A 13,715-nucleotide genomic window follows, 5' to 3' on the forward strand; every position below is an offset into this window, starting at 1 on the left:
AACGGCCGTCCTCGTGACGGCCGTTTTCATTCTGTCAGCGGCCGTCATTGAAGGCCCTGCGGGCCTTGTCGCAGCCTCGCGGGCTCGACAGCGGCTACAGGGTCGGGTGGAAGTAGTCGGCCAGTTGCACCATGTCCTGCTCGTTGAGCAGGCCAGCCTGGCACTTGAGCTGGATACGCGCCAGCAGGTAGGCATGCCGGGCATCGGCCAGGTCGCGGCGGGCGCTGAACAGATGCTGCTCGGCGTCCAGCACATCGAGGTTGACCCGTTCACCACCGCGCACGCTTTTCTGGGTCGCGGCCACCAGGGCCTGGGCCGAGTCCACCGCCATCTCATAGGCCTGGACCCTCGCTGCGGCACTGGTATTGAGGTTGAACTGCTTGCGCAGTTCGTTAAGGGTAGTGGCCGTTTGCGCATCCAGCTCGTACTGCGCCTGGGACAGCTGGCTGGCCGCCTGGCGGGTCGAGGCCGACACCGAGCCTCCGGCGAACAGCGGCAGGCTGACCTGGATACCGACCGTGTTGGTGTCGTACTGCTGGTTGTAGGAGCTCTCGGAGTCGGAGCGGGTCTGGCGGCTGCTGGCGTACAGGCTGACCTTGGGCAGGTGCCCGGCACGCTTGCGCTCCACCTCATACTCGGCCGCCCGCAGGGCCTGCTGCTGGGAGGCCAGCTGCGGGTTGTTGGCCATGGCCAGCTCACGCCAGGTCTCGAAGCGGTTGGGCAGCAACGGCCGGATCTGGAACTGGCGGACCAGTGGGTCCAGCTCGTCGATCTGCAACGGCTCGCCAACGATGGCCTGCAACTCGCGCAGGGCGGCATCCTGCTGGTCCCGCGCCTCGATTTCCTCGGCCAGTGCCAGGCTCAGGCGGGCCTGGGTTTCCAGCGCATCGGTCCGGGTACCTTCACCACTCTTGAGCAACCGTTGGTTGAGCTGCAAGCGCTCGGCAAAGGCGCGCTTCTGCGCGCCACTCAACTCGATACGCTCCTGGGCCAGCAATGCCTGGCTATAGGCACCCAGCAGGCGTACGGCCAACTCCTGGCTCTTGCTACGAAAGCGCTCGTCGGCGAACAGTGCCTGGGCCGCGCCCTGACGAAAGCGCGCATAGGCTTCGTAGTCCAGCAAGGGTTGCTGCAAGGTCAGCGTCGATGCGTAGCTGCGATAGTCACGGTTGCTGGTGAGATCACCACGCAGGGTTTCCTGGGTCACCTGCGAGCGGTTGCGCGAATTGTTGTAGTTCCAGGACAGGCTCGGCAGCAGTCCGGCCCGCCCAATGGCGCGATTCTCCTCCCCGGCATCGCGCTCCTTGATCGCCGCCTGGAAGGTCGGGTCATTGCGCAAGGCCAGGTCGTAGGCTGCCAGCAGCCCCAGCGCCCGGACCTCAGGCGCCAGCAGCAGCCCCAGCAGGAGCAGGTATCGTCCAGCGCGGCTCATTCTTCCACCAGAGCCATGTGGCTACGGTCCAGCAAGGGCTTGAACAGGTAGTTGAGCATCGAGCGTTCGCCGGTACGGACAAAGGCTTCCACCGGCATCCCCGGGCGAACCTGCAGGCCTTGCAACTGCTGCATGCCCTGGCTGCTGACCGTGGCGCGCAAGGTGTAGTAAGGCTCCTCGGTACGCTCATCCACCTGGCGATCGGCGGAGACCAAAGTCACCTCCCCCGCCACCCTTGGCGTGGTGCTCTGGTTGAACGCCGGGAACATCAATTCCACCGCCAGCCCCGGATGCACCTTGTCGATCAGTTGCACCGGTACCCGCGCCTCCACCAGCAGCGGTTCGTCCTGGGGCACGATGTCCATCAACGGCTGGCCCGGCTTGATCACCCCGCCCTCGGTATACACCTCAAGGCCCACCACTACGCCAGCAGCCGGCGCCCGGACCAGGCTGTTGGCCAGGTCGAACTCCGCGGAGGCCAGCCGATTGCGCAAGTCCTCGGTGCGGATACGGGTATCGGCCAACTGGCTGCGCAGGTCTTTCTGGAAGTCCTCGCCGACCTGGCGGATGCGCAGGCGCAGTTCGAGGATCTGGCGCTGCAGCAAACCGATCCGACCAAAGTCTTCTGCGATCGCCCCCTCGACCTGGGCATACAAACGCTCGCTGTCCAGCAGCCGGTTACGCGGGATATAGCCATCCCGGGCCAGCTCGCGCAAACCTTGCAGCTGCTCGTTCAAGGCTTGGCGCTGCTGCACCTTGCTGGCCTGGGAATCCCGGGTACCGCGCAGCTGCGCCTCGGAGCCGGCGATGGTTTCGGCAATCCCCTGCTGCTCCATGGCCAGGGCCTGGCGCCGGCTGTCGAACAACTGCCGTTGCAGGGTCAGGCTGGCGGCTACTTCCGGCTCGCCCGCCAAGGCCAGTAGCTGGGGGTCGAAGGTGATCTGGGGCGTACCCTCGCGCTCGGCGTTGAGGCGCGCCTCGCTGGCCAGGGACCCCAGGTACTGGCTGCGCAAGGACTGCATCTGGGCACGCAACGGGGTTTCGTTGAGCCGCAGCAGGACTTGCCCGGCACCGACCCGCTGCCCCTCCTTGACCTCGATGCGCTCGACGATCCCGCCGCTCTGGTGCTGTACGGTCTTGCGATGCCCCGAGACCATGACCTTGCCCGACACCGCCACCCCCTTGTCCAGGGGCGCCAGTGCGGCCCAGCCGAGGAAACCGATGAAACCGGCCAGCACCAACAGCCAACCCAGCCGGGAGTATTTCCTGTCGTCCAGCACCAGCACCTTGCCGGCCACCAAGGGTTCGCCTGCGCTGGCATGGCCTGTGGATAACGCTGCCTTCATGCTTTTCTACCTTCCCCGCCGGCCATGCCCAGGCGATAACTCATGTTCAGATTGGCCACCGGATTGCTCACAGGTGACGCCGGTGGGGCGGCCTTGGCCTTGTGGCTGGCTTCCAGCACCCGGGCGGTAGGGCCGAATGCTTGCAACTGCCCCTCGCGCAGGATCATCAACTGGTCGGTCAGGGTCAGCACATTGGGTTTATGGGTGATCAGCACCAGGGTCCGGCGCAACTGCTTGAGCTGGGCGATGGCTTGCAACAGTGCCTGCTCGCCGGCCTCATCCAGATTGGAGTTGGGCTCATCGAGCACGATCAATGCCGGCAAGCCGTACAAGGCACGGGCCAGGCCGATACGCTGGCGCTGCCCCCCGGACAGGCCGGCTCCCCCTTCACCCAAACGCGTGTCGTAGCCCTGGGGCATCTGCAGGATCAGTTCATGCACCCCGGCCATCTGCGCCGCTTGCAGTACCTGGTCCGAGTCCACCTGGGCAAACCGTGCGATATTTTCGGCAATGCTGCCGGCGAAGAGCTGGATGTCCTGGGGCAGGTAGCCGATATGCGGGCCCAGTTGCCGCTTGTCCCATTGAGCGAGGTCCGCACCATCCAGGCGCACCTTGCCGGTCAGCGGCGTCCAGGCCCCGACCAGCAAGCGGGCCAACGTGGATTTACCGCAACCAGAGGGGCCGATCACCCCCAGGACCTGGCCTGCCTCCAGGGTGAACCCGAGGTTGGCCAGGGCCGGGCGCCGTCGCCCCGGGGCACAGGCGCTCAACTGTTCGATATCCAGTTGCCCCTTGGGTGCCGGCAGGCTCATGCGCACGGGGCGCGGCGGATTTTCCTGCAGCAACTGCGCCAGCCGTTCGTAGGCCAAGCGCGCCGAGCTCCACTGCTTCCATACCGCAATCAACTGATCGATGGGGCTGAGCACCCGCCCCATCAGGATCGAGCCGGCGATCATCATTCCCGGAGTGATCTGCCCCTGCACCGCCAGCCAGGCACCCAGGCCCAGGACCAGGGATTGCAAGGCCATGCGCACGCCCTTGGACCAGGCACTGATGGTCGCGGTCTTGGCGCTGGCCAGGTTCTGCTGGGCAAGAAACGCCTGGTGCCCGGCAAACCAGCGCTCGCGCAAGGCCGCGAGCATCCCCATGGCCTCGATGGCATCGGCGTTGCGCAGGTTGGCCGAAGCCTGCTGGCTGGTCAGGATGGACAACTGGCTGGCCTCGGCCAACGGTGCCTGGCAGATACGCTGGTTGATCCAGGCCAGCGCCACCAGCAGCAGCGCGCCGCCCAGGGCCAGCAACCCGAGCCAGGGATGAAACAGGAAGATCACCAGCAGGTACACCGGGAACCACGGGGCATCGAAGAAGGCGAACAAGGCGTTGCCGGTGGCGAATTGGCGCAGCGCCGTCAGGTCGTTCAGCGCCTGCCCGGCCGCCTGCGGGCTGCCCTTGAGCTGGGCCTCGAACGCCGCGTCGTACACCCGCTGGTTCAAGCGCATGTCCATCTGCGTACCGAGGTGGATCACCACCTGGCTGCGCACCCACTCCAACGCCCCCATCAAGCCGAACAGGCCGAGGATCATCAGCGTCAGCATCAGCAGGGTCATCTGGTTGCCCGAAGCCAATACCCGGTCATAGACCTGCAGCATGTACAGGGCCGGCGCCAGCATCAGCAGGTTGATCACTGCCGAGAACAGGCCAATGTTGAAAAAGCCGCTCTTGTAGGCCGCCAGGGCCGCCAGCGTCTCGGAAGCGGCAAGTGAGTTCGGCCTGCTCATCCAGATGTCCTGTGGAAAGTTAAAGGAGAGGTGGCCCTCCACCCCGACAGGATGGAGCGGCAAGAGGCGCGCCCGGTACGTTGACAGGCACCGCGGCGCTCCCCAGAATTTGCCACCGCCGTCGCCCTGGCCTTCGAAAACTCGGGCGACGACGGTGAGTTGAAACAGCGAATGGAGGAGCGATCCTGCATTCGCTTTTTTATTGCCTCAGGCCTGCACTCAGGCCGCCAGCGCCCAGTCGTGGGCCACATCCTGTACGCCCACCAGGCCGATATCGGCGGCAGCAGGTAGCGGATTGGCGTGGGCAACACCGGCCGCTGCCAGGTCGTCGAACGTCGAGTTCACCGACAGGTTCGGGTTGATCGCCTTGAGCAGCGCATCGATTTCGCCTGCCAGTGCCGAGCTGTCGCCACTCATCAGGCCATAGACCACCTTGTGCACCTCACCCGCACGGCCCTCTTCGCGCAGGCTGTTCAGGCCCAGGTTGGCGAAGCTGACTTCCTGGCTGACCAGGCTGTAGTTGCTGCCCGAGCCACCGGCGAGGGTGTCGCCCAGGGAGACCTTATCCAGCGAGCCCCACAGGGTATGGCTCGGGTTGTTGAACAGGGTGTAGTGCAGGTTGCCATCGGCCACGAAGGCGGCATCGCTGGCCGTGCTCTTGATGGCGTATTGGGTGCCGTCGAACGGCCCCGGGTTGAAGCCTCCGGTGTTGGTGCCGTCCACCACCTGGCCCGGACGATGGTTGACGTCGCCGAAGTAGGCCGACCAGTCGTTCAGGTATTGCGCGACAGTGTTACCGCCATAGGTAGCGCTGTAAGAGATCGAAATGCTCATGCAAAACTCCAATACATAGGTGGGTCATGTCCGCAGCACGCCTGTGCCTGCTGCGGTTTTGCCCGTCACTGGGCAAAAGCGGTCAGAACTGATATTCCACGGTGCCTTGCAGGGTGCGGCCACGGCCGAGGGTGAAGGCCAGGACATCGCCAAGGGGAACCAGGTAGGCGCGATCGGTGACGTTCTCCATGGCCAGGCGCAAGGTCAGCTCCTGGGTGGCCCGGTAGCTGCCATAGAGGTCGTAGACGGTGTAGGGCTTCCAGTCGGCCGGATAGACGCCCGACTGGCTGACCGTCATGTTGGCCGAGTCGGAGATCGAGTAGCCGGCGCTGTATCGGGCGCGGGCGCCGATATCCAGCCTGCGGTCGAAAAAGCGCGCGCCCAGGGTCAAGGTGCCGCGATCCATGGGCATATGCTCGGCCGAACCCAGGATGGCAGCCTTGCATTGGGTGGCGTTGTTGGCGGCGTCATCGGGGCGCATGCCGGTAACGACCGCCCGGCGCCCGGTACCGTTCTTCACCGGCTGGGTCACGCCGCCCAGCCATGCGGTCTTCATGCAGAAATCGTTGTCGCCGATCATGCGGGTGTAGTTCAACTGGCCATAGGCCCCGCCGGTGTCATAGTCGAGTTGGTATTCGATGCCCTTGAACCGGGTGCCGCTCATGTCGTTGACATAGGCGCTGTTGCCGATACCGGCCATGCCATAGCCCGGAGGCTGGACGCCCATGGCCATGTAGATGAAGTCATCGACCCGGGTATCGAAGTAGGCCACCTTGACCCCGAGGCGGTCGTCGTCGAACCAGAGGTTTTCCTTGAAGATGTTGAACCCCGCCTCCCAGGTGGTGGAACGCTCAGGCTTGAGGAACGGATTGGGGTACATGCTTTCCGAGCCACCGCCATGGGGGCGACCGGTGATCATGGTTTCGGTCACCGCTGGCGGACGCCAGCCCTTGCCGTAACTGGCGAACAATTGCAGCCATTCCACCCCTGGCTTGACCGACAGGCCGAAGGTCGGCGAGAACCGCCCTTCCTGGTCGTCGATGTCGTAGGCCACGGGCACCGAGACTTGCTGCGGCGTCTTGCCAATCACGAAGGTCCGGGTATTGATCCCGGTTTCACCGCGCAACCGATAACGGTCATAGCGCAAGCCCGCGTTGAGGTTCAGCCAACCGTCATAGTCGTAGTCCAGGCGGGTGAACAGGCTGCCCAGGGCCCGGTCGCCCTCGGGCGTCATGCTGGCCGCGGGCGAGGCACTGACCGCCGAGCCCTTGGGGACTGGCTGGCTGGAGTCCGGGCGAACCTTGTCGTAGAAGAACTCCAGGCCGTAGTTGGCCTTGACCGTGGAGCGCTCGCTCAGGGCGAAGGTCGAGGTGTTCTGTGCCTGGGCGCCATAGGTATCGGTCTGGTAGGTGATCGAGTAGCCAGGATTGATACCGCGCTGCAAGGTGCTCTGGTCGTTGCGATTATCGACGTAGTACAACTTGGCCTTGAAGTCGATCAGCGGGTTGTCCGGCGCGTAGCTGTAGTCGAGGCCAAAGTTCTGCGAGCGCACGTCGCTGCTGCCGAGCTTCTCCCACAGCTGGCCGGTTTTCTCGACGTTCATCATGTTGGCATCGTCGTAGTCGACCTGGGTGCTCAGGTAGCTCAGTTGCAGGCGCTGGTCCTCGGGCAGGTTGAGTCCCAGCTTGGCCAGGCGCGAGCGCATCACCGAGCCGGAGTAGGCAACCGGGGAGTTCTTGACCCGCTCGCTGACCGCCGGGTTCTTCGCGGCGCCGGTGCGCAACTCGCCGATACCGCCCTTGGTTCCAGGATCGTAATCACCCAGGTGGCGTTCGCTGGCCGCCAGCAGCATGTCCCAGGCCTGCGTGCCGATGGCGAAGGCCGAGCTGCCAATGAAGTGAGTACCGTTGCGGCGTCCACCCAGGCCGCTGGTCACACGGATCCGACCGCCGATTTCCTGGCCGGGCTTGAGCAGGTCACGGGCATCGAGGGTGCGAAAGTTGGCGACCCCGCCGATCACCCCGGCACCGCCCATGGTCGAAGTGGCGCCCTTCTCCACCACGACTTCGGACAACAGCTCAGGGTCGATGTAGAGGGTGCCGTTGCGTTGCTGGTGGCCGCTTTGCTGATAGTTCTGGCGCATGCCGTCCACCGACATGTTGACCCGGCCGTAGTCCTGGATCCCGCGGATGTTCACCGACAACCCCGGATCCTGCTGGCTGACTGCCGAGTACACCCCGGAGGTCTCCTCCAGCATGTCGGCCGCGTGCCGGGGCGGGTTGCGATCGAGTTGTTCGCGGGTGACCTGGCTCACCGAGCGTGGCGCGGTATAGGTCCAGTCGCGCGGGTGGCCTTCGAGGTGGCCGGAGATCGTCGTGGGAGACAGGGCCAGGGCGCCATCCTGCAAGGTCTCGACCCGGGTCAGGGTTACCTGGCGCTCACTGGTGAAGCGATACGTTACTGGCGCACTGCCCAGCAACCTCGCCAAACCGTCCTCGGCGCTGTAGCGCCCCTTGAGCGACGAACTCTGCAAGCCATGCAGGCGCTGGCTGTCGAACAATACTTGCACCCCTGCCTGCTCGGCAAAGGCCAGTACGGCGGTACCGAGGGCCTGAGCGGGAATATCGAAATCCAGCCCGTGCTGGCGCTGCGTACCCTGCGCAACGGCGCCCACGACTTCCGCCGCCTGCAACACGCCGCTACCCGCCAACAGTCCCGCCACACCCAGGTGAATGGCCAGGGCCAAACGACTTGCGGCGTGAACTCCAGTGCGACTGCCTACCCTCATGTCCGTCATTCCTGCGCTGGCTATTTTTATTGATGCGAATGCATCTCAGTTAGCTAGACGTGCCACGCAGGAAAACTCAGTAAGGTTTTTTCCAAAAAATTTCAGAAATGTCAGGAAAGCTCCGCCAGCCCTAGTAAATCAGGCTGACGCCAGGCAGATCCAAACGCTGCATTTTCAGCTCCTGGGTCAGGCTGGTCAGGGCCGCATCCAACATGTCCAGGTGGAATACCCCGCTGACCTGACGCTGGGCCAGGGCATCGTTGGCCAGTACCACCCGCCCGGGACGATAGTGGTTGAGGCGCTCGATCACCACCGCCAGGGGCTGTCGGTCGAATACCAGGACCCCACGACGCCAACTGGTAGCCCGTTGCAGGTCGAGTCCGTCCAGGGCCACCACTCCCGAGTTCGAATCGTAGCGAGCACTCTGCCCCTCCTGCAGCACCTGCTCGCGGGCCCCTTGCCGCGCGGGATCATCCAGGCTCACCGCGACACTGTGCTGCAAGACGCCGACCCAGGCCTGCCCCGGGCCTTCCCGACCGACCACAAAGCGGGTGCCCAGGGCCCGGGCCTGACCACCTGAACTGCGCACCACAAAGGGACGTGTCTCGTCACCAGCCATCGGTGCGACATCGAATATCGCAGACCCTGCCAGCAGATCGACTTGCCGTTGGCTGGTGCTGAAATCAACCCGAATGGCACTGGTGGAGTCCAGTTCTACCTGGCTGCCGTCGGCCAATCGCACCGTACGCACCTCACCTTTGCCAGTCAGGTAGTCAGCCTCGAGGTACAGCAAGGCCTGGGGACCTTGTAGCCAGCCCAGGGCCAACGCCATGACCAGCATCGCGGCACTGGCGGCCCTCAGGATTCTGCGACGACGCGGCGGTCGCCGTGCAGCGCCTTTCGCTTGCCTGGCCCGGTGCAGCAATGGCGCGGTGCCCGTCGGCGCAGGCTCCAGGTGCAACGCTCCAAGGGCGTCCCACGTGCGCTGGGCGAACGCCAGGGCTTCGGGATGGCGAGGGTCGGCGGCCTGCCAGCGGGCAAGCTCGACCTGCTCGGCAGCGCTGAGCTCGCGTGCCTGCAAACGCACGGCCCAGTCGGCGGCGGCCTCGGTAATACTGTGCTCTTGCGAACCCTGGCTATTCACGTGTGAATCTCGATTTCTCGTTATGTATAAGCAGTGACGTCTGACCCCGGGATTTACGGTAATTCACTCGTCGGCTGGCCGCTCGTCATTGGCCTGCAGGCGCTGCATCACATAGGCCAAGGCCTTGGACAGGTGCTTTTGCACCGAGCTGTCGGAAATATCCAGGTGCCGGGCCACCTCGGCGTGGGTCATGCCTTCCATGCGGTTCAGGCGAAAGATTTCCCGAGTGCGTTCGGGCAATTCGGCCACTGCCTGTTTCAATGCCTTGCGCTGCTGCTGCGCCATCGCCTGAGCCTCCAGCCCGAGGCTTTCATCTTCGATCTCGGCCAGCATTTCATGAGGTACGGTTTCGGTCTTGCGCCGCGCCTCCTGCCGGACATGGTCGATCAGAAGATTGTTCGCCGTGCGGTAGAGATACCCCTGGGAGTTGTCGATGGGTTCGCCACGCGTCTGCTCAGCCAGCCGCAGGAAGCTCTCCTGCACCAGGTCAGCCGCCAACTGAGGGTCCCGTACTCGACGCGCCAGATAACCACGCAAGGTGGCGGCATGCTTGAGGAACAGTCCCTTGAGATCCACGTCCGACAAACCGACTCCCTGGAACATGAAGGAAATTTCCGGGCATCTTACGGCTAGTCGAGAATGATTTTCAATTAACAAGAGCGTTGTCGCCGCCCTGCACCCAGGGTACGAGCGACGACAGCGGCTACCGGCTCATTCGCCCTTGAGTTGCAAACGCGACAGCAGGCCGATCAGCAATACGTTGAAGAGGATCATCAGCAGGCTGCCGAAAATGCCTATCACGTTGATCACCTGGGTCGGCAACCAATCGAACAGACTCACGCCGGCAAGGGACAGCAGGCGTTCGCCAAACCAGAATGAGTCGACCACGATCATCAGGATCAGGATGATTTTCAGCGTTGGGACGGGGTTGCCCATGGTGCCTTCCTTGTCGAGGGAGAATGTCGCAGGAGCCGGTTGGATTCGGCTCGCGATGGCGATCTTAAGGGGCTTGCCATCGGCCTGCCAGTCCCTGCTGCCGAGTCAGGCTTGCAGGTAGCGCAGCACCGATTCGCAGATCATTTCCCGATGCCGTTGCTTGACGGTTTCATCGGGCAGATCGACCTGGAAGATCTCGCCAAAGGTGTGGCGATTCGAAACCCGATAAAAACAGAACGAACTGATCAACAGGTGGACATCCAGGGAGTCCAGGCCAGGGCGGAACAGCCCCTGTTTCACACCGCGCTCGAGGATCTCGTCCAGGGTGTGGAGGACGTTGTCTTTCATCGCCCTGATCACGCCGGACTGCTTCACGTACTCGGCGTTGTGGATATTCTCGATGCTGACGATCCGCACGAAATCGCCGTGGAGATCGAGATGATCGAAGGTGAATTCCACCAGGCGGCGAATAGCTTCCCGAGGGCCCAGTTCTGCCAGGTTCAAGCGACTCTCGATGTGGCGGATGTCGCCGTAGATTTTTTCCAGGACCTCGACATACAGCTGTTCCTTGCTGCCGAAGTAGTAATAGATCATGCGTTTGGAGGTGTGGGTACGCTCGGCGATAGCGTCTACTCGTGCTCCGGACAATCCCTGCTGCACGAACTCGACGATGGCCTCTTGCAGGATGTTCTCGCGGGTTTTTTCCGGGTTGTTCTTGCGACTCTTGCGTGGCTCGAAAACAGGTTCGCCAGGGGCGATTGAGCATTCATTGGTTATTGTCATTCTAGGTTCACGGCCGTCACTCACAAGCGGCCGATTATGGGCCGCTGCCTGTCGCGAAGAAAGCACAGAGGAGGCCGTTAGTGCCCTCGGTTACAGATCTTCTACAACTTGGGGCACCTGGCTTGCCAAGGGCTCTCATCGATCGCCGGGAGCGGCTCGTGGCCGTGGCGGTAACAGCCAATCAGGCCAGCCTAGAAATCGAAGAACACCGTCTCGCCTTCGCCCTGGATACGGATATCGAATCGATAGGCTCGCCCCCCCTCCACCTCACAGGGCTGGGCCAGCAGGGTCTCCCGGCGTTGTGGCTGCTCGATCAGGCCCAGCACCGGACACAGGCTGTTGGCCTGCGCTTCATCGGCGAAGTACAGCCGGGTCTGCAAATGGATATTGATCCCCCGGGCGAACAGCGCCAGGTTGATGTGCGGTGCCATGGGCAGGCCGGCGGCATTGTTCACCACCCCAGGCTTGATCGTGTGCACGGCCCACTCCCCGGTATCCAAGGCAGTGGCAGAGCGACCGAAGCAATTGAAGGGTTTTTCCGTATCCACCAGCGAATCGTAGAAGCCTTCGTGGTTGGCCTGCCAGAACTCCAGGAACGCATCGCGTACCAGGTGCCCGTTGCCATCGTAGACACGACCAAACAGCAGGATGTGTTCACCGGGGGCGTCGGGCCGAGCCATCCGCTCGCTGATTTCCTCGGGCCGTACGGGATTGCCCGCAGCCGCCAGGGCCAGGCCGATATGCACATAGGGACCGGCGGTTTGCGAAGGGGTTTCAGGCAGCAGTTGAACAGGCATGGCAGGCTCCTCAGCAGTTCTCGAAATGGGTCCGGCGCTGGCCGCGCAACACGATGTCGAAGCGATAGGCCAGGCAATCCATGGGGTTGGCAGCGCCCATGTCCAGGCGCGCGATCAGGCTCTGCACAGCCGCCGGATCGGCGATGGACTTGACGATGGGGCAGAGCGGGATCAACGGGTCCCCCTCGAAATACAGTTGGGTAACCAGCCGCGTGGCGATTGACGGCCCGCTGATGGAAAAGTGGATGTGCGCCGGGCGCCAGTCGTTGGGACCATTGCGCCATGGATAGGGGCCGGGCTTGATGGTGCGAAAGCTGTAGTAGCCGTCTCGGTCGGTGAGCGTACGCCCAACGCCACCGAAGTTCGGGTCCAGGGGCGCCAGGTAGCGGTCGTTCTTGTGCCGATAGCGGCCTCCGGCATTGGCCTGCCACATTTCCACCAGGGTATGGGGCACCGGCTGGCCGTATTGGTCGCAGACCCGCCCGGCGACGATGATCCGCTCCCCCACCGGCAAGCCGCCGTTGTCGAAGTTGCGCAGCAAGTCGTTGTCCAGGCGAGCGATACGCAGGTGAGAGAAATCCGGCCCCGTGGTTTCACTCAGCGATTGGGGAATGCTCACCAGCGCCTGGCGTGGCGAACGGGCAACCGAGGTCTTGTAGTCGGGCGTCAAGGCCTTGGGGTGCCAGTTACGGTCGCGAATCACGAAGCGACGGCTGTCCTCGGACATGTCGGTCTCCTGTTGTTTGAATGTGTGGAGCGCAGCCCACGAAGTTTCAAACAGGCCAGGAGGATGGAAAACTGAAAAACCACCCCACATCCATAACCATATGGTTAAGGATAATGCCCCTCGCGATAGGCCTGCCCCACTTCCCGCAGCACCTCCACCGTCCATTGCGCCGCCAGGGGCAAGGCCAGGCTGGCATTGCTGGATATCCCCACCGAGCCACCGGGTTCGCGCAGTCCCAGGTCCAGTTCCAGCAAGTCACCGCTGGCCAGGTCCAGGCGCACGGCATCCAGCGGCGCGATCCACAGGGCATCACTGGACAGGGTGTAGCGCCGGCTCAAGGCCAGCGACAAAGTCTCCAGGCGCTGTTGTGCCTGGCGGATGCCGCACTGCACGAACAGGCTGTCGGCGTGCTTGCGGATGCTGGTGCCAGCCAGCGGCAGGACCAGGGGATAGGCGCTGACCGTGGCCCGATCCAGAGCCTTCGCCGCCAGGGGGTGCCCGGGCCGGGCCACCAGGGTCATGGATTCACTGTATAGGTGCTCGAAGCTCAGGCCCTGGATCTCCGGGCTCTCGGTCATGCGCCCCACCACCAGGTCCAGGTCGCCGACCCGCAACTGCGAAAGCAGATAGGCGCTGGGGCCCGTCACTACGCTGATCGTCAATGCAGCATGCCGCTGGTGCAGGCGGCGCAGCACCTCAGGCAACAGCAGGCTTTCCACGGTGGACAGCACCCCGATGCGCACTACCTTTGCTGCGTGCTCGCCACCGCGCAAGCTGCTCACCCCTTCGCGCAAGGCCTGCACCGAAGGCCCGGCGTACCGCAGGAAGGCCCTCCCGGCGTCAGTCAGGCTGAGCCCGGCCTTGCTGCGGACAAACAGTTGGGTGTCCAGCAGCACCTCCAACTCCTTGAGGGTCTTGGACATCGCGGGCTGGCTCACCGCCAGCACATCGGCGGCCCGAGCCAGGCTGCCCTGGCGAGCCATTTCAAGAAAACCCACCAGGTGACGGAATTTGATGCGGGTATCGATGTTCAATAGGGAGCCCCAAATGGTGTCTGGAACGAATCGGTCCGGCACCAGGCCATGGTAGCGTGGGCAAAAATCCCTGACGACCGGACTGGCGCCGGCTCGAGCCACCAGCAACACTGACC

At 63.6% G+C, this 13,715-nt stretch carries 12 protein-coding genes; all 12 read right to left on the minus strand.

From position 1 onward, the window contains the following. Window positions 1–94: 94 nt before the first annotated feature. Complete coding sequence (locus I9018_RS28150; RefSeq protein ID WP_241108066.1) at window positions 95–1,432, minus strand: TolC family outer membrane protein; 1,338 nt, start codon at window positions 1,430–1,432, stop codon at window positions 95–97. Next, the gene (locus tag I9018_RS28155; RefSeq protein ID WP_241108067.1) at window positions 1,429–2,778 is read right to left on the minus strand and encodes an HlyD family type I secretion periplasmic adaptor subunit; all 1,350 of its coding nucleotides are present in this window, start codon (window positions 2,776–2,778) and stop codon (window positions 1,429–1,431) included. The genes I9018_RS28150 and I9018_RS28155 overlap by 4 nt, the downstream gene beginning before the upstream one ends. After that, window positions 2,775–4,556: a type I secretion system permease/ATPase gene (locus I9018_RS28160; protein ID WP_124347331.1), complete on the minus strand. Its 1,782-nt coding sequence runs from the start codon at window positions 4,554–4,556 to the stop codon at window positions 2,775–2,777. Before I9018_RS28160 ends, I9018_RS28155 begins: the two co-directional genes overlap by 4 nt. Before the next feature lie 219 nt (window positions 4,557–4,775). Then, a complete protein-coding gene (locus I9018_RS28165) occupies window positions 4,776–5,390 on the minus strand; it encodes a heme acquisition protein HasA (protein WP_068576369.1) in 615 nt (204 codons plus the stop codon). A gap of 82 nt (window positions 5,391–5,472) precedes the next feature. Next, window positions 5,473–8,178: a TonB-dependent receptor gene (locus I9018_RS28170; protein WP_241108068.1), complete on the minus strand. Its 2,706-nt coding sequence runs from the start codon at window positions 8,176–8,178 to the stop codon at window positions 5,473–5,475. A 130-nt stretch (window positions 8,179–8,308) separates the two neighbouring features. Continuing rightward, window positions 8,309–9,322, minus strand: coding sequence for a FecR family protein (locus I9018_RS28175; protein ID WP_241108069.1), 1,014 nt, complete (start codon window positions 9,320–9,322; stop codon window positions 8,309–8,311). 63 nt (window positions 9,323–9,385) lie between these two features. Then, on the minus strand, window positions 9,386–9,907 hold the full coding sequence (locus tag I9018_RS28180; protein WP_068576415.1) for a sigma-70 family RNA polymerase sigma factor: 522 nt from the start codon (window positions 9,905–9,907) through the stop codon (window positions 9,386–9,388). 126 nt (window positions 9,908–10,033) lie between these two features. After that, window positions 10,034–10,258 (minus strand): hypothetical protein, encoded by a 225-nt coding sequence (locus I9018_RS28185; protein WP_068576362.1) that lies wholly within the window; start codon window positions 10,256–10,258, stop codon window positions 10,034–10,036. Between the two features lie 105 nt (window positions 10,259–10,363). Beyond that, window positions 10,364–11,041 (minus strand): TetR/AcrR family transcriptional regulator, encoded by a 678-nt coding sequence (locus tag I9018_RS28190; RefSeq protein ID WP_124347328.1) that lies wholly within the window; start codon window positions 11,039–11,041, stop codon window positions 10,364–10,366. A 191-nt stretch (window positions 11,042–11,232) separates the two neighbouring features. Then, on the minus strand, window positions 11,233–11,838 hold the full coding sequence (gene pcaG / locus I9018_RS28195) for a protocatechuate 3,4-dioxygenase subunit alpha (protein ID WP_068576360.1): 606 nt from the start codon (window positions 11,836–11,838) through the stop codon (window positions 11,233–11,235). 10 nt (window positions 11,839–11,848) lie between these two features. Continuing rightward, window positions 11,849–12,565: a protocatechuate 3,4-dioxygenase subunit beta gene (gene pcaH / locus I9018_RS28200; RefSeq protein ID WP_241108070.1), complete on the minus strand. Its 717-nt coding sequence runs from the start codon at window positions 12,563–12,565 to the stop codon at window positions 11,849–11,851. A gap of 104 nt (window positions 12,566–12,669) precedes the next feature. Continuing rightward, window positions 12,670–13,599, minus strand: a complete 930-nt coding sequence (pcaQ, locus tag I9018_RS28205) for a pca operon transcription factor PcaQ (protein WP_124347325.1) — start codon at window positions 13,597–13,599, stop codon at window positions 12,670–12,672. Window positions 13,600–13,715: the final 116 nt, after the last annotated feature.

Source organism: Pseudomonas sp. MPFS (assembly GCF_022537035.1).
Lineage (GTDB): Bacteria > Pseudomonadota > Gammaproteobacteria > Pseudomonadales > Pseudomonadaceae > Aquipseudomonas > Aquipseudomonas sessilinigenes.